The sequence below is a fragment of the Pyxidicoccus sp. M15 genome (assembly GCF_056858435.1).
Genome location: NZ_CM166495.1, coordinates 4,517,333 through 4,532,243 on the forward strand (window position 1 = coordinate 4,517,333; position 14,911 = coordinate 4,532,243).

The following is a 14,911-nucleotide window of genomic DNA, read 5'->3' on the forward strand; positions in this document are numbered from 1 at the left end:
CGCGGTCTGCCGATGAAACGCTACGACGAGCGTCGTATATCGGGCCACGCGAAGGCCGCGGTGTGTCGTCCTGGTGCGGACCCGACCCGGGGCGGGCGCCGGATTGACGGCGCCCGCGTCCCGCTCAGGCCGTCCGCTGCACGAGCCGCATCAGGCTCCGCGCCGCCATGGCCACGGCGACCAGCACTCCGGCGAGCACCGTCTGAGAGCCGCCCACCGGGAAGTCGTAGAAGTAGGCGAAGAGGTAGCCGCCCACGCCGGAGATGGCCCCCGCGAGGGTGGCCACGAAGAACGTCGCCGGCAGCCGCAGCTCCAGCATCAGCGCGGCGATGGCGGACAGTGTGGAGAAGGCGAACACCGGCAGCGCGCCCAGGGCGCGGGCGCACACGCCCACCATGACGCCAATGGAGACCATCAGGACGCCGTCCAGCAGGCGCACCGGCAGCCCCTGCACGTGGGCGCCGATGCGGTCGAAGCTGGCGAAGGTGATGCCCCGGTACCACCACAGGTGGATGACCATCACCAGCCCGCCGGCAATCGCCACGGTGTGCAGCTGCTCCGGCGTCACCAGCACCGCGGTGCCGAAGAGGATGCCCTGGATGTCGTGGGCCTCCTGGGCAATGCGGTCACCCACGAGAATCGCCGCGCCGCCGGCCAGGGCGTAGGCCAGGCCGAGCAGGCCCTCGCGCGTCAGCTTCAGCTTGGTGGGCTCGGTCATCAGGAGCAGCGTGGCGGCGAGCGCCATCGTGGTGGCGCCCAGCACGGGCTCCACGTGGACGCCCAGGTGGATGCTCGCGAAGAAGGCCAGGGCCACGCCCAGGCCCGCGGACTGGGCCACCGCGGCGCTCACGAAGACCATGCGCCGCAGCACCACGTACACGCTCAAGAAGCCCAGCACGCCCCCGGCGATGAGGGCGCACAGCAGCGGGTCTCGGAACAGCTCGAACCCCGCCAGGAACTCCTGCCACTTGGAGGGTTCAGCGAGCGTCGTTTCCACGGTGGGGTCCCTTGGGTGCGCGTTGGCAGTACTCGTCGCCGTACTGGCGGCGGAAGGCGGGGTGGCAGAACACCGTCTGCGCATCGCCCACCACGAAGGCGGACGTCTCCCGGTCCACGAAGAACAGGATGTCGGCGTGCTCGGCGGCCACCTCCAGGTCGTGGACCACCACCACCACGCCCAGGCCGCGCTTGCGCGCCAGCGAGCACAGCCGCTGCATCGTCTCGCGCTCGGCGACGGCGTCCATGGCGGCGGTGGGCTCGTCCAGCAGCACCAGGTCCGCCTCCGTGGCGATGAGCCGCGCCAGCAGCGTGCGCTGCTTCTGGCCCTCCGACAGCTCGCGGTAGGGGCGCGGGGCAATGGCCTTGGCGCCCGCCGTCTCCAGCGCGTGCTCCACCGCGTCGCGGTCCACCTTCCGGGGGAAGGGCCACAGGAAGCTCCACCCGCGCAGCCGGCCCCAGCTGGCCAGCTCGCGCGCGCGCAGCGGCAGCAGCGAGTCGATGGCGGACGACTGCGGCACGTATGCGCTGCGCATCCGCGGAGAGCTGTTGCGGATTTCGCCCGACACGGGCGGGAGCATCCCCAGCAGCGTCTTGAACCAGGTGCTCTTGCCGGAGCCGTTGCGGCCCACCACCGCCACGAACTGGCCGCGCCGGATGACCATGTCGATGGGCGGCAGCATGGCCTTGTCGTTGTAGCCGATGACCAGCTTCTCGCACGTGAGCAGCGGCTCGCCGGGCGTGAAGGTGGGCGGCACCTCGTGCGCGGCCATCAAGGGGTCCGTCGGGTCAGCGGTCTTCACGGCTCACCTCCGCCTCGGGTTTCAGCGCGGCCAGCGCCTCCAGCAGCTGCTTGCGCAGGGCCTCGTTCTGGGGGGCGCCCAGGTCCACGACGCCGTCGGCGCCGGGCGTGGCGGCCGCCCAGTCCAGCCCGTCGAAGAGGGTGGGGGACATCGTCAGGGCCAGCGCCAGCTTCACGTTCGGCTCGTGCTCACGGTCCGAGGGGAGGTCCAGCGCCCCGCTCAGCTCCACCAGCGGCTCGGCCTCCTCTTCGTCGCCCTCCACCGCCAGGTCCAGGCGGAAGGGGCGCTCGCCCACGAAGCGCGGCGTGGCGCGGTGGTCCCTCACCACGCCCTGGAGCCGCACGGCCATCACGTCCCAGCGCGCGGTCGTCACGGTGCCCTTCGGCAGCTCGCAGTCCGGCTCGCACTCGGGCGTGAGCGTCTGCGAGGCCACCAGGTCCAGCTCCGCGTCCACGTGCAGCGCGGCCGCCAGCGAGGACGTCGCGCCCCCGCCGCCGTCGAGCTCCGCCTGGATGTCCTCGTAGTCCACCAGCGCGCCGTCATCGCGGTGGCAGTGCCCGCCGTGGCACAGGCCGTAGCCGGGCGGAGGGTTGGCCGGGTCGAACGTCCCCCCGCCGCCGCCACCGCTGCCGCTGCTGGCGGCGCCGAGCAGCTCCACGTGGGAGATGCCCAGGGCCGCGGCGTCCAGGCGCACCTGGAAGTCGGAGGCGAGCTGCTGGAAGCCATTGCCCGCCTCGCGCGAGGCCAGGGGCGTGTAGCTGGCGCTCACCGTGGGCTCCAGCACGGCGAAGCCCTCGCCGGCGTCCAGCGCGCAGCCGGACAGGAGCAGCAGGGAAAGGACGAGTCGTGCCCGCATGGCGTCAGTCCCCCTTTCCGGAGAGCGCCTTCTCCATGCGCCCCACCAGCTCTTCGATGTGCTGCTGGTACGTCTCACCGGCGCGGAAGTCCGTGCCGCCGTGCACCGTGACGAGCGGGGCGGGAATCTTGGAGGCGACGAGCTTCGCGGTGGTGTCCGGGTAGTAGCTCTCGATGAGCAACATGCGCGCCTTCTGCTGCCGGCCCTGCGCCAGCACCGAGGCGACGTGGGACGGGTTGGGGGGGATGCCGGGCTTGGGCTCCAGGAAGGCGATGGGCTGGAAGCCGAGCCAGTCCGCCAGGTACGCCGTCGTCCGGTGGTACGCGATGACGGGGGCGCCCTTCATGCCCGCCAGCCGCTTCTCCCAGCCCGCGCGCGCCTTCTCCAGCTCGTCGGAGAACTTCGCGAGGTTGGCGCGGTAGGCGGCGGCATTCTTCGGGTCCAGCTGCACCAGCCGCTCGGCGATGCCGCGCGCCACCGCCAGCCCCTGCCGCGGGTCATAGAGGTAGTGCGGGTTGCCGCCCGGGTGCACGTCACCCAGGCTGCGGTCCACCTTGCCCTGGGGGATTTCCAGGATGCGGGGGAACTGCGAGGCGTTGAGGAAGCCCGGGTTGTTCACCAGGATTTTCGGGTTGCGAGCGCCCTGCTGCAGCGTGGGCAGCCAGCCAATCTCCAGGTCCAGGCCGATGGCGATGAGCAGGTCCGCGCGGTTGAGGGCCAGGGCGAGGTTGGGCTTGGCGTCCACGAAGTGCGGGTCCTGGCTGGACAGCGCCAGGGCCTGCACCTGCACGTGCTCGCCACCCACCGCCTTGGCGAGCGCGGCGAGGTCCGGCACGGTGGTGACGATGTTGAGGGCCGCGCGCGCGGGCGCGGCGGCGAGGAGTGAAACGGCGGCGCACAGGGCCGCGAGGAGACGGAAGTGTCGCATGGGGCGTGAGCTCCTGTGGGTGGGTTCAGAAGGCATGGGCGCCGTGGGCACCCGTGACGAGCTCCAGGGCGAGGAACACCGAGTACTCCGGCGACTGCTGCCAGCCGGCCCGGTCCGTGGCGCCCTGCAGGCGCAGGCGGGAGAACTCGGTGGGCCAGAAGGTGACGTTGGCGGAGACGCGGTGGCGGTCCTCCGTCCAGTCCGGGTCCAGCGGGTCGACGACGGTGGCGCCGCCCTCACCCTTGGCGGGCGTGCCCAGCTCGTAGCGCAGGGCGGTGGCCCACCGCTGGGAGAAGCGCCACGCGGCCTGGGCGTAGGTGTTGAAGTCGGTCAGCACGTCCCCGGGCACCTGGCGGCGGCGGTAGAAGCCCTCCACCTGGAAGGTGACGAGCGTGGTGCTGGCCTCGGTGATGGGCCGGTAGCGCAGGTACACGTCCGTGCCGTACACGTCCGTGCGGTTGCGGTAGCCGGTGGGGTTGGGCCCGGTGGCCGCGGACACTCCCCACATGAGGGACAGGTTGTCGGACAGCGGGAAGAACTGCTTCACCACGCCGGTGAGCTGGAGGTCCAGCGGCGACAGCACGCGCTCGGCGGACGCGCCCAGGAAGCTGCGCGCGGTGCTCTCGCCGACGGCGTCGCTGGCGCTGCCGATGAGCTCCACGTACCAGGGCAGGGGCGTGAGCCACGACACCTCCGTGCCCAGGCCGCGGTTGCCCTCGCCGCCGAAGACGCGGCCCACGGCGAACGGCTGGTCCACGAAGTCCCAGGCATGCGGGTGGGTGGGGTTGATGCGCCCGAAGCGCGTGAGGAACTGGCCCGCGCGCACCTGGAGGTTGGCGGGCAGCGCCAGCGTGGTGCCGTACGCCTCTTCAATCTCCACGCCGAACTGGCTGAAGACGAGGTTGGCGTCGAAGCGGAAGTAGGGGTCCACCACCGAGCCGATGGACAGCTCCAGTTGCTGGAGGTTGAAGCCGTTGCGGGTGGGGTCATGCCCGCCCGTCTGCAAGGGCTCCTTCGCGGTGAAGGCCGCGCCGGCCACGTCGAGGATGAAGCTCAGGTCCAGGAAGTTGGTGCCGCTGGTGTTCAGCCCGGGCACGGCGAGCGTGTTGCCCCCGGGCGAGGACTGCGGCGCGCTGGCGGTGCCGGCGGGCGCGTTCTGCTGCGCGTCCTGCGCGTCGCTGCCCAGTGCCTTCTGGATTTCCTCCAGCTCCTCCGGGCTGAGCCCGGCGGGAGGCTCCTCCCCGGCAGGGCCCGCCTCGGCCGCGGGCGGTGGGGCTTCAGGGGCGGGGGACGGCTCCTGGGCCGCGGCGCTGGCGGTGGACAGGAGGGCGACGACGGACACGACGATGAGGGCGTCACTGGGACGCCTGGACACGGTGGACACCTGGGATGCTCCTCGAACCGGACGCCCCGTGGGGCGGACGTCGACCAAAGGCGGGATGGGCCGACAGGACGCGACTTCAGCCGCGCGCGGGAGGAGACGCCTTGGGGGCGGTGGCGAGGATGGCGAGGGGAGGGGAGCCCCGGTGCGGCGCGGTGGCGGGAGCGCACACCACGAGCCGCTCCAGTGAGAAGGCCTCCGGGCGCGAGGCGGACACGTCGTCGCGCGAGCTGGACGTGAGCAGCGGGCAGGACTCGTGCAGCGGGCCCGTCGCGTCCGTCCCGGCGTCGGGGAGGGCGCTCAGCTGGGGGCCGCGCGCGGCGGCCAGCCGGGACAGCGTCGAGCCCGTGCCGCGCGCCGACTCCTCGAAGGTCTGGTGCTGCGGGCAGTAGCGGTGCGCGTGCGCCGCCTTCTCGTGCAGCAGTGCGCCCACCGGCTGACACGCCCAGAGCGCGACGAGCAGCGTCGCGATGTAGCGGACGAAGGTGTGGGCGTGTCGGGTCATCGGACGTGAGATGAGCCTGGGTGCTGTACTGACGGACCCCTCGAAGTGTCAAGGCAAGCTATCACACCGTGCTCAGGGAGAAGGACGTGCCGGCCCCGGCTCCATTCACATTCACGGCGGCGGGATGCGTCACGCGCCCCGAGGCGTTGGAGACCCGCGCATGCAAGGACATCCGGACGGTGACTTCATTCCGGTGGCGACGCTGGCGGACCTGGACGACCGGGGGCGCGCGGTGGTGACGCTGGGCGGCACCCGGGTGGCGCTCGTCCGGGTGGAGGGGCGCCTCCATGCCCTGGACGACACCTGTCCCCACCGCGGCGGTCCGCTGTCGGAAGGCGACCTGGACGGCCACGTGCTGCACTGCCCGCTGCACGCCTGGCCGTTCGACGTCCGGACGGGGCAGTGCTCGCGGCGACCCGGCGAGGGGGTCCGCATCTACGAAGTGCGAGTGGAGGGCGAGCACATCCTCCTCTCCGCATCGGGTAGCTTCCCGGCCCGCTGAACGCCGCCCCCCACACCAGGAGCGACCGCCCCGTGAGTCCGTCCCGAGCCCGCCGCAAGAGCGCCACCGCCCAGCCTTCCTCCGCCAGCGTCCCGGACCGGGCCGCCATGGCCCGCGCGGTGGAGGACTTCCTGCGCGCCGCGGGCCTGCCGCTCCAGGACCCCAACCTCGAGGGTACCCCCGAGCGCGTGGCCGAGGCCTGGGTGAGCGAGTTCCTCGACGGCTATGCCCGCACGCCCGAGGCGGCGCTGGGCGAGACGTTCCCCGCGCCGCAGGACGCGTCGGGTGAATTGGTGGTGGTGACGGACCTCCGCTTCCACTCCATGTGCCCGCACCACCTGCTGCCCTTCACCGGGCGCGCGCACGTGGCCTACGTGCCGCGCTCGCGCGTGGTGGGCTTCGGCCGGCTGTCGGCGCTGGTGGACTGCTTCGCGCACCGGCTCATCCTCCAGGAGGACCTGGCGAGGCAGGTGGCCGGCTCGCTGGCCCGCGTGCTCGGCAGCCCCGCCACCGCCTGCATCATCGAAGCGGAGCAGGCCTGCATGCGGCTGCGCGGCGACCACCAGCGCGACGCCGTCACCCACGCGGAGGCCTACGAGGGCGGCCTGCGGCGCGACGGGGCGCTGCGCCGGGAGCTGTGGGCGCGGCTGGGGACCCGCCGATGAGCCCGCCCGCGCACTTCACCCGCGTGGAGCTCGCGCGCGTGGAGCGCGCCTGCGCACAGTTGCTGCGCTCGCTGTCCCCGGAGCAGGTGCGGCGCGACGGGGACACGCTCGCCGCCTACGCGCGCGACGAGTCGGACAGCGGCGTGTACCCGCCGGACGCCGTCGTCTTCCCGGAGACGACGGAGCAGGTGTCCGCCGTCTTCAAGGTGTGCAACGCGCACGGCGTGCCCTTCACGCCCTGCGGGGCGCGCAGCGGCAAGAGCGGGGGCTCGCTGCCCCTGTGCGGCGGCGTGGCGGTGAGCCTGGAGCGCATGAAGCGCATCCGCTCCATCTCCGTGGAGGACCTCACCGCGGTGGTGGAGCCCGGCGTGGTGACGGGGGACTTCATGAAGGCGGTGGAGGCGGTGGGCCTCTTCTACCCGCCGGACCCCAACTCGTGGGAGTTCTGCACGCTGGGCGGCAACATCGCGGAGAACGCCGGCGGCCCGCGCGCGCTGAAGTACGGTGTCACGCGCGACTACGTCATCGGCCTGGAGTGGGTGCTTCCGGACGGTGAGGTCGTCCGCGTGGGCCGGCGCACCATCAAGGGCGTGGCCGGCTATGACCTCGTGGGCCTCTTCGTCGGCTCGGAGGGCACGCTGGGCGTGGCCACCGAAATCACCGTCCAGCTCATCCCCCTGCCCCGCAGGGTGATGACCGCCCTGGTGGTCTTCCCCTCCGTCCTGCAGGCCGCGCGCGGCGTGTCCGCGGTGCTCGCCGCCGGCATCCTCCCGCGCTGCCTGGAGCTCATCGACGACGTGGCCCTGCGCGCGGTGGACGGCCGCGGCTTCCACTTCCCGCCGGGGGCCGGCGCCGCCGTCATCGCCGAGGTGGACGGCAACAACGAGGACGGCCTGCTCGCCGAGCTCTCGCAGCTGGGTGACATCTGCACACAGCAGGGGGCCACCCAGACGCTGGCGGCCCAGGACGACGCCCAGCGCGAGAAGCTCTGGGCCGCGCGCCGCTCCATCTCCCCGGCGCTCCGTGCTCTCAAACCTCACAAGATTTCCGAGGACATCGTCGTGCCCCGCTCGAAGATTCCGGAAATCATCGAGCGGCTGAAGGCCCTGGGCGTGGAGCTGGGCCTCACCGTGGCCACGTATGGCCACGCGGGCGACGGCAACCTGCACGCCAACATCCTCTATGAGGGGCCGCACCAACGGCCGCTGGTGGAGGAGGCCCTGCGCCGCATGCTGGTGATGACGGTGGAGCTGGGCGGCACGATCACAGGCGAGCATGGTGTAGGCCACGCCAAGCGGGAATATTTGTCGTTGGAGCAGCAGCCAGGGCTCATCGAATTGCAGCGTCGGCTCCAGCGCTTCTTCAACCCATCAGGGCTTCTCAATCCCGAGAAAATCTTCCCCGCGCCCAGGCGTTCTTAATTCGTAGCCGAAACGGGCTCATTTTCGTCGGGCCGTCCTGCCCCTTACCTTCCAAGTGCCGGGAAGCAGGGGGCATTGACGGCCTTGTGACTCGGGAGGGCGCCTGAAAAGTCCCTCTGAGGTGGAATGAGAAACCCTTTCGTTCGTTGCGCGTCTGAGTAACAGGTGGACGCGGAGCGGCGGGGGCGAGCGCGTCCGGCATCGAACGGAGGACGGGAAATCATGGCCAACACGACGAAGTACGCGGCCGAGGGCCTGTCGCACTACCTGCGCAACCTCGGCGGGCACCAGCAGCTGACTCGCGAGCAGGAGTACGAGCTGGCTGGGCGCGCCCGAAAGGGAGACGAGTCCGCGCGACAGACGCTCGCCAGCTCCAACCTGGCCTTCGTGGTCGCCGTGGCGAAGAAGTTCGCCAACCGCGGCGCGCGCCTGGATGACCTCATCCAGGAGGGCAACGTCGGCCTCATGAAGGCGATTGAGCACTTCGACCCGAAGAAGAACGTGCGCTTCGCCACCTATGCGGTGTGGTGGATTCGCGCCTACATCACCCGGTATCTGAAGGACAACCGCAGCCAGGTGCGCGGCGGTGAGGCCGAGCGCGGCAGCATGGTGGACTTCTCCCTGGACGCCACCATCGACGAGGAGGGGGAGACCACCTTCCTCGACCGCATCGAGGACGGCGGCCCCTCTCCGCAGCAGGTGTACCTGTCGCGCGAGCAGGACACGGAAATCCAGGAGGCCCTCTCCAAGGTCCGCAAGCGCATTGGCGACCTGGGCTGGGACATCCTCACGGAGCGGCTCACCCAGGACAAGCCGCTCACCCTGGAGGAGCTGGGCCAGCGCTGGGGCGTGTCGCGCGAGCGCGTGCGCCAGGTGGAGCTCAAGACGAAGAACTTCCTCGAGCGCTACCTCTCCGCGTTCAACGAGAACGAGGAGCACGTGGACGACCTGGCCTCCGCCGACGCGGCGTGAGTCCGGGCGGCCTCCCCAGCCGGGGAGATGCCTCAGGCGAGCGGGACTGGACGGGGACGCTTCCCCGGCCGGCCCCGCTCTTGTTTTTTTGCGCGCCGCCCCTGGCAGGTTGGTTTGCCTGCAAGCAACCGTGCGTGCTAAACCCACCCGCCATGCGCTTGATTTTCCTTGTGTTGTGCGAGGGAAGACGCGCGCACGATTGGGCCAGTCAGGCCGAAGCGGATTTCGAGGAGGAGCTCAAGTGAGAGCAGAGAATCAGATGGCAGCTCCGGCTCCCGCGGCCGGGGGGTCGCAAGACGGGAACCTCGTCCAGCTGCTCGTCCAGAATGCGCGCAACGCCTCCAAGGTGGGCGTCACGCACAAGAGGGACGGGCGCTGGCAGGACGTGACGTGGGCGCAGATTCTTGAGGAGGTGAAGACGCTCTCCGAGGCCCTGGTGGCCCAGGGTGTCCAGCCCGGGGACCGGGTGGCCCTCTTCGGCAACACCAGCCTCCAGTGGATCATCTGTGACCTGGCCATCAGCGCGGCGCAGGCCATCACCGTCCCCATCTATTCGTCCAACACCCCGGACGAGTGTCGCTACATCATCAACCACTCGGAGACGTCGTTCCTCTTCATCGACAATGATGAGAAGGACGCGAAGCAGGCGGGCCGCCTCACGCGCATCCGTCAGAAGCTGGCGGACATGCCGTCGCTGAAGCGGGTGGTGCTCTTCGACGGCGCCGTCGCGGGCGGCGTGGAGATGTCGCTGGCGGACCTGATGAAGCAGGGCCGCGAGGCCATCCAGGCGCGCCCCGACGCCTTCGACACGCGCGTGTCCGGCATCCGCCTGGACGACACCAACTCGCTCATCTACACGTCCGGCACCACGGGCGAGCCCAAGGGCGTCATCCTCACCCACAACAACTGGTTCTACGAGGCGAAGGCCTCCCAGTCGGTGGGCATGATGGAGCCCAGCGACTCGGTCATGCTCTTCCTGCCGCTGGCGCACGTGTTCGCCCAGGTGGTGAAGGCCGCGTGGCTGAGCATGGGCTACCGCCTCATCATCGCCGAGTCGGTGGACAAGCTGCTCGCCAACCTGGTGGAGACGAAGCCCACCGTGCTGCCCTCGGTGCCGCGCGTCTTCGAGAAGGTCTACAACAACGTCGTCTCCAACGGCTCCTCGGCGCCGGGCCTCAAGGGCCGGCTGTTCCGCTGGGCCTTCAAGCTCTTCGACGAGTACGTGGAGGCGCGCAAGCAGGGCCGCCAGTACGACACCCTGGCCTTCTCGCTGGCGAAGAAGCTGGTGTTCGCCAAGGTGCGGGCCGCCATCAGCGAGAAGCTGGGCGGCAACATGCGCCTGTTCATCTCCGGCGGCGCGCCCCTGTCCTCGAAGATTGGCTACTTCTTCGACCTGCTGGGCCTCAAGGTGCTGGAGGGCTACGGCCTGACGGAGACGTCCGCGGGCACCACCGTCAACCGCGAGAACAAGATCAAGATTGGCACCGTGGGCGCCCCCATGCCGGGCACCGAGCTGAAGATTGCCTCCGACGGGGAAATCCTCATCCGCGGCCCCGGCGTCATGAAGGGCTACTACAAGAACCCCGCCGCCACCGCCGAGGCCATCAACCCCGAGGGCTGGTTCCACACCGGTGACATCGGCGAGCTGGACGCGGACAACTACCTGCGCATCACCGACCGCAAGAAGGACATCATCGTCACCGCGGGCGGCAAGAATGTGGCGCCGCAGAACATCGAGAACCAGCTCAAGACGCACGCCATCATCAGCCAGGCGATGGTGTACGGCGACAAGCGCCCGTACCTGGTGACGCTCATCACCGTGTCCGAGGAGGGCGCGCGCAAGCTGCTCCAGGACAAGGGCGCCCCGGTGGGCACCTACGCGGAGAACGCGAAGCGTCCGGAGGTCCATGCCGCGGTGAAGGCCGCCATGGACGCCGTCAACGCGGAGATGCCGCCGTACTCCACCATCAAGCGCTTCTCGGTGCTGGAGGCGGACTTCTCCCAGGAGACGGGGGAGCTGACGCCCAAGCTCAGCGTGAAGCGCAAGGTCTGCAACACCAAGTACAAGGCGCAGATTGACGCCATGTACGAAGGCACCGCCGTCGTGGACTGACGTCCTGCCGCCTCGCGGCCCGGCACCCCCTGGCGGGGCCGGGCCGTGGAGGGCAGGGCCATGTGGCCGGAAACGACGACGCCCGAATCACCTCGCGAAGGCGGGGTGGCTCGGGCGTCGGTGCTTCAGGGCCCGCGAAGGCGGGGCCCCGCGAGACTTCAGGCGTGGTGGCTGGGCGACTGCGTCTTGGAGACGTCCTTGTCCACGCCGCCGCCGGTGGCGAGCGAGCCGGGCGCCTTCTGGCCGGGGCTGGCCTCTTCGCCCTCGCCGCCGAAGCCCTTCTTGAAGTTGCGGATGGCACTCCCCAGGGAGGAGCCGAGCGCCGGCAGCCGCGTCGCTCCGAACAGGAGCAGCAGCACGAAAAGGATCAGCATCAATTCCATAGGCTTCAGCCCGAGCATCGGACGGCTCCTTCGCGTAAACGCGCCGGAGCATACCGGTGGGCGTCACCATCCGCCAGCAAAGCCGGAGCGGCGCCTACACCTGCATGCTCGCCGGAGGACCAAGCTCGGCCTGGGGGGCGAGGAAGAGTGTGAGGAAGAGGGTACTTCCTGCGCGGTCCGTCTCCACGCCCACGCCGCCGCCGTGGGCCTCCACCTCCTGCCGGGCGAGGGAGATGCGCAGCGGGTCCTCCAGCTTCTTCTCGCGGAAGGCGCGCTCCTCGCGCAGGAAGACGGCCGAGGCATCCTCGTCGGACAGGGGGGCTCCGTCGCGGCGCACCTCCACCCGCACCTGGGGTGGAGCGGGGCGCACGCGCAGGTGGATGACCTCGCCGGCCTGGGCGCGCGCCAGCTGGTACTGGATGAAGGACTCCACCGCGTGCTGGATGCGGGCTCCGTCCACGGCCACGTCCGGCAGGCCCGTCACCGGATCCACGTCCAGGACCAGGGCCACGTTGGCCGCCGTGGCCGCCGCGCGCTGGCGCTCCACCGCCGCGTCCAGCAGGGGCAGCAGCGACTGGCGCTCCGGCTCACAGGGGAGCAGGCCCAGGTCCGCGCGGCTGGCGTCGAAGAAGTCCTGCGCGAAGGACAGCGAGCGGTCCGCGTTGCGGAGAATCGTCTCCAGGCCGCGCTTCACCTTCGGCTCCAGCGGCGAGCGCCCGTTGAGCAGCAGGGCCGCGTAGGAGCGGATGTTGGCCAGCGAGCCGCGCAGGTCATGCGACGCCAGGCCCAGGTACTTCACGTGCTGACGGGCGGACTCCTCGTCCCAGCGCACCGGGAAGGTCCACAGGAGCCTCGCCCCGTCCTCCAGGGCCTCCTCGCCCGCGAGCACCGCGTGGCCGTCCCGCTCCCAGACGCTCCGGTCCGCGGAGCGGGGCCGGAAGCCGGCGGCGCCGAGCAGCGCGCTCAGGGACGTCACGGCGGGGGGCAGCTCCCCCAGGCCCAGGTGCTCGAGGAGCATGCGGCCGAGCAGGCGTGGGCTCCCCTGGCGGGGGAGGAGGACGAGTCCGGGGGCTGCCGGGGTACCGCCTGCTCCCATCTCCCTTGGGCTCGCCACGTTTTCCGCCTCCAGTCCAGCAGGTCACGGAAAGGGTGGACAGCCACTGTCGGTTTTGCAACGTGCGCCGCAGGTTGGAAGGACTGGCGCACTTTCTTGCGCCGCCGGACGCAGGCATGGTGGAAGAATCCCGGCGACGCACCCAGGGAGACTGCTCTGACCCCGCACAACGCACAACATGCTGGCGCCCCGGTGGTCCTGGTCGTCGACGACGACCCGGACATCCTCGAAGCGCTCTCCGAGATTCTGGAGGCCGAGGGTTTCGAGATTCGTCGTGCCCGCAACGGCAAGGAGGCCCTGGAGCGGCTCGAGCCCGAGCCCCCCCACCTCATCCTGCTGGACTTGATGATGCCGGTGATGGACGGCTGGGAGTTCGCCCAGCGGATGCGCCAGCGCCCCGCGGTGGCCGACGTCCCCATCATCGTCCTGAGCGCGGACCGCAACGTGGGCAGCAAGGCCGCGGACATTGGCGCGGTGGGGCACCTGGCCAAGCCCTTCGAGCTGAACGACCTGCTGGACATGGTCCGCCGCTCGCTGAACCCCACCGCCGCGTCCACCAGCGCCTGACGGTTGGCGCATCGGTTGTCTTGACCTGCCTACGGGGGCGCCATTACGGTCCCCCCGTCTTGATTCAGCAATCAACGACCAGGCCAAGGAGCGAGCCGTGACCGCGCAGGACATTATCGAGACCGAAATCCCCAACGTCCTCAAGCAGAAGCCGGAGCTGGCCAAGGAGATCAACGCCGTCATCCACTTCGACATCTCTGGCGAAGGTGGCGGCAAGTGGACGGTGGACCTGACGAAGCCGGACAACTGGGTCTCCAAGGGTGCCGAGGGCACGCCGAAGATGACCGTTGCGGTGAGCAACGAGGACTTCGTGAAGATCCGCGAGAAGAAGCTCAACGCGCAGATGGCCGCCATGCAGGGCAAGCTGAAGTTCAAGCCCATGGACATGGGCCTCGCGATGAAGCTGGCCAAGCTGCTGGCGTAGCGAATCAGAGCCTTCCGGCTCGTGCGGCGCGACCTCCTGCGGGAGGCCGCGCCGCTGTCGTTTCCACCCGTTGAAGGAGTGCCCATGTCGTCGCTTCCGCTCACCGGCCTGCGCGTGCTGGATTTGTCGCGCCTGTTGCCCGGGCCCTACGCCACGCTGGTGCTGGCGGACCTGGGGGCCACCGTGGACAAGCTGGAGGAGCCGGACGGCGGCGACTACGTCCGGCAGATGCCGCCCGTGCGCGACGACGTGAGCGGGCTGTTCTACGGCCTCAACCGCAACAAGCGCTCGGTGACGCTCAACCTCAAGACGCCCGAGGGGCGCGAGGCGCTGAAGCGGCTGGTGCGCCACTACGACGTGCTGGTGGAGAGCTTCCGCCCCGGCGTCATGGACAAGCTGGGCGTGGGCGAGGCGGTGCTGCGGGCGGAGAACCCGCGCCTCATCTACTGCGCCATCTCCGGCTACGGGCAGACGGGGCCGGACCGGCTGAAGGCGGGGCATGACTTGAACTACGTGGCGCGCGCGGGGCTGCTCGGGTACGGCGGCGAGGCGGGCGGAGCGCCGGCCTTCCCGGGCGTGCAGATGGGCGACATCGGCGGAGGGAGCCTCTTCGCGCTGGTGGGCATCCTCGCGGCGCTGCACGAGCGCGAGCGCACCGGCAGGGGGCGCATGGTGGACGTGTCGATGACGGACGGGGCGGTGGCCTTCCTGCACATGCACCTGGCGTCGCGGCTCTTCATGGGGGCGGAGGCCGGGCCGCTGCAGCGCGGGACGGAGGCCCTCAACGGCGGCTACGCCTGCTACGGGCTGTACCGCACGGCGGATGACCGGTGGCTGGCGGTGGGGGCGCTGGAGCCCAAGTTCTTCTCGGGCGTGTGCCAGCGACTGGAGCGGATGGACTTGATGGAGGACGCGTATGCGCCGGGCGAGGCGGGGGCGCGCGTGAAGGCGGAGCTGACGCGGATTTTCGCGGAGCACCCGCTGGCGTACTGGCAGGAGCGCTTCGCGGGCTCGGATTTGTGCATCGAGGCGGTGGCGGAAGGGGACGACGTGCTGAGCGACGCGCAGCTGCGCGCGCGGGGCCTCTTCGTGGAGGCGGAGGACGCGACGCTGGGCCGCAAGGTGACGCATCTGCTGACGCCGCTGCGCATGGGGGACACGCCGCTGCGCGCGCCGCCCGCGCTGGGACAGCACTCGCGGGAGGTGCTGGCGCAGGCCGGCTTCACCGACGAGGAGCTCAAGCGCCTGGGGCACTGAGCGCGGGACCCAGGAGAGCCTCCG

16 protein-coding genes are annotated in these 14,911 nt (G+C 70.5%); 8 read left to right on the forward strand and 8 right to left on the reverse strand.

The genetic code is table 11. The annotated features are described in order from the left end of the window. Nucleotides 1–124: 124 nt before the first annotated feature. From ACX9TP_RS17015 to ACX9TP_RS17040, 6 genes are all read right to left on the reverse strand, one after another. Nucleotides 125–997 (reverse strand): metal ABC transporter permease, encoded by an 873-nt coding sequence (locus ACX9TP_RS17015; protein WP_482980778.1) that lies wholly within the window; start codon nucleotides 995–997, stop codon nucleotides 125–127. Then, the gene (locus tag ACX9TP_RS17020) at nucleotides 978–1,769 is read right to left on the reverse strand and encodes a metal ABC transporter ATP-binding protein (protein ID WP_482982186.1); all 792 of its coding nucleotides are present in this window, start codon (nucleotides 1,767–1,769) and stop codon (nucleotides 978–980) included. Before ACX9TP_RS17020 ends, ACX9TP_RS17015 begins: the two co-directional genes overlap by 20 nt. 16 nt (nucleotides 1,770–1,785) lie before the next feature. Next, nucleotides 1,786–2,655, reverse strand: a complete 870-nt coding sequence (locus ACX9TP_RS17025) for a hypothetical protein (protein ID WP_482980779.1) — start codon at nucleotides 2,653–2,655, stop codon at nucleotides 1,786–1,788. A gap of 4 nt (nucleotides 2,656–2,659) precedes the next feature. Then, the gene (locus ACX9TP_RS17030; RefSeq protein ID WP_482980780.1) at nucleotides 2,660–3,583 is read right to left on the reverse strand and encodes a metal ABC transporter substrate-binding protein; all 924 of its coding nucleotides are present in this window, start codon (nucleotides 3,581–3,583) and stop codon (nucleotides 2,660–2,662) included. A gap of 25 nt (nucleotides 3,584–3,608) precedes the next feature. Then, a complete protein-coding gene (locus ACX9TP_RS17035; protein ID WP_482980781.1) occupies nucleotides 3,609–4,967 on the reverse strand; it encodes a zinc-regulated TonB-dependent outer membrane receptor in 1,359 nt (452 codons plus the stop codon). Nucleotides 4,968–5,043: 76 nt separating this feature from the next. After that, nucleotides 5,044–5,469: a hypothetical protein gene (locus ACX9TP_RS17040; protein ID WP_482980782.1), complete on the reverse strand. Its 426-nt coding sequence runs from the start codon at nucleotides 5,467–5,469 to the stop codon at nucleotides 5,044–5,046. A gap of 160 nt (nucleotides 5,470–5,629) precedes the next feature. On the opposite strand from ACX9TP_RS17040, the gene ACX9TP_RS17045 reads away from it, so the two are divergent. The 5 genes from ACX9TP_RS17045 to ACX9TP_RS17065 all read left to right on the forward strand — a co-directional run bounded on the left by ACX9TP_RS17045 (nucleotide 5,630) and on the right by ACX9TP_RS17065 (nucleotide 11,142). After that, nucleotides 5,630–5,971 (forward strand): Rieske (2Fe-2S) protein, encoded by a 342-nt coding sequence (locus tag ACX9TP_RS17045; RefSeq protein ID WP_482980783.1) that lies wholly within the window; start codon nucleotides 5,630–5,632, stop codon nucleotides 5,969–5,971. 107 nt (nucleotides 5,972–6,078) lie between these two features. Continuing rightward, nucleotides 6,079–6,636 carry a GTP cyclohydrolase I gene (gene folE / locus ACX9TP_RS17050; protein WP_482982187.1) on the forward strand — a complete coding sequence of 186 codons (558 nt, stop codon included), beginning with the start codon at nucleotides 6,079–6,081 and terminating at the stop codon, nucleotides 6,634–6,636. Beyond that, on the forward strand, nucleotides 6,633–8,057 hold the full coding sequence (locus ACX9TP_RS17055) for an FAD-binding oxidoreductase (protein ID WP_482980784.1): 1,425 nt from the start codon (nucleotides 6,633–6,635) through the stop codon (nucleotides 8,055–8,057). The genes folE and ACX9TP_RS17055 overlap by 4 nt, the downstream gene beginning before the upstream one ends. Before the next feature lie 222 nt (nucleotides 8,058–8,279). Beyond that, nucleotides 8,280–9,029, forward strand: a complete 750-nt coding sequence (locus ACX9TP_RS17060; RefSeq protein WP_482980785.1) for a sigma-70 family RNA polymerase sigma factor — start codon at nucleotides 8,280–8,282, stop codon at nucleotides 9,027–9,029. A 241-nt stretch (nucleotides 9,030–9,270) separates the two neighbouring features. Then, complete coding sequence (locus tag ACX9TP_RS17065; protein ID WP_482980786.1) at nucleotides 9,271–11,142, forward strand: AMP-dependent synthetase/ligase; 1,872 nt, start codon at nucleotides 9,271–9,273, stop codon at nucleotides 11,140–11,142. Nucleotides 11,143–11,300: 158 nt separating this feature from the next. Here the strand turns inward: ACX9TP_RS17065 and tatA are convergent, their stop codons facing one another. Both tatA and ACX9TP_RS17075 read right to left on the reverse strand, forming a co-directional pair. Next, complete coding sequence (gene tatA, locus ACX9TP_RS17070) at nucleotides 11,301–11,543, reverse strand: twin-arginine translocase TatA/TatE family subunit (protein ID WP_482980787.1); 243 nt, start codon at nucleotides 11,541–11,543, stop codon at nucleotides 11,301–11,303. Between the two features lie 76 nt (nucleotides 11,544–11,619). Further along, on the reverse strand, nucleotides 11,620–12,621 hold the full coding sequence (locus ACX9TP_RS17075; protein ID WP_482982188.1) for a sensor histidine kinase: 1,002 nt from the start codon (nucleotides 12,619–12,621) through the stop codon (nucleotides 11,620–11,622). 210 nt (nucleotides 12,622–12,831) lie between these two features. Here ACX9TP_RS17075 and ACX9TP_RS17080 point away from each other — a divergent pair, with 210 nt between their 5' ends. The 3 genes from ACX9TP_RS17080 to ACX9TP_RS17090 all read left to right on the forward strand — a co-directional run bounded on the left by ACX9TP_RS17080 (nucleotide 12,832) and on the right by ACX9TP_RS17090 (nucleotide 14,887). Continuing rightward, a complete protein-coding gene (locus tag ACX9TP_RS17080; RefSeq protein WP_163997229.1) occupies nucleotides 12,832–13,206 on the forward strand; it encodes a response regulator in 375 nt (124 codons plus the stop codon). A 97-nt stretch (nucleotides 13,207–13,303) separates the two neighbouring features. Continuing rightward, complete coding sequence (locus ACX9TP_RS17085; protein ID WP_482980788.1) at nucleotides 13,304–13,630, forward strand: SCP2 sterol-binding domain-containing protein; 327 nt, start codon at nucleotides 13,304–13,306, stop codon at nucleotides 13,628–13,630. An 84-nt stretch (nucleotides 13,631–13,714) separates the two neighbouring features. Then, nucleotides 13,715–14,887: a CaiB/BaiF CoA transferase family protein gene (locus ACX9TP_RS17090; RefSeq protein WP_482980789.1), complete on the forward strand. Its 1,173-nt coding sequence runs from the start codon at nucleotides 13,715–13,717 to the stop codon at nucleotides 14,885–14,887. The last annotated feature ends 24 nt before the right edge of the window (nucleotides 14,888–14,911 follow it).

Excerpts from the sequence above, each read along its gene's own strand:
- ACX9TP_RS17020 (WP_482982186.1), bottom strand. The coding sequence starts at position 1,769 with ATGGCCGCGCACGAGGTGCCGCCCACCTTCACGCCCGGCGAGCCGCTG.
- ACX9TP_RS17025 (WP_482980779.1), bottom strand. The coding sequence starts at position 2,655 with ATGCGGGCACGACTCGTCCTTTCCCTGCTGCTCCTGTCCGGCTGCGCG.
- ACX9TP_RS17030 (WP_482980780.1), bottom strand. The coding sequence starts at position 3,583 with ATGCGACACTTCCGTCTCCTCGCGGCCCTGTGCGCCGCCGTTTCACTC.
- ACX9TP_RS17040 (WP_482980782.1), bottom strand. The coding sequence starts at position 5,469 with ATGACCCGACACGCCCACACCTTCGTCCGCTACATCGCGACGCTGCTC.
- ACX9TP_RS17045 (WP_482980783.1), top strand. The coding sequence starts at position 5,630 with ATGCAAGGACATCCGGACGGTGACTTCATTCCGGTGGCGACGCTGGCG.
- folE (WP_482982187.1), top strand. The coding sequence starts at position 6,079 with ATGGCCCGCGCGGTGGAGGACTTCCTGCGCGCCGCGGGCCTGCCGCTC.
- ACX9TP_RS17055 (WP_482980784.1), top strand. The coding sequence starts at position 6,633 with ATGAGCCCGCCCGCGCACTTCACCCGCGTGGAGCTCGCGCGCGTGGAG.
- ACX9TP_RS17060 (WP_482980785.1), top strand. The coding sequence starts at position 8,280 with ATGGCCAACACGACGAAGTACGCGGCCGAGGGCCTGTCGCACTACCTG.
- tatA (WP_482980787.1), bottom strand. The coding sequence starts at position 11,543 with ATGCTCGGGCTGAAGCCTATGGAATTGATGCTGATCCTTTTCGTGCTG.
- ACX9TP_RS17075 (WP_482982188.1), bottom strand. The coding sequence starts at position 12,621 with ATGGGAGCAGGCGGTACCCCGGCAGCCCCCGGACTCGTCCTCCTCCCC.
- ACX9TP_RS17090 (WP_482980789.1), top strand. The coding sequence starts at position 13,715 with ATGTCGTCGCTTCCGCTCACCGGCCTGCGCGTGCTGGATTTGTCGCGC.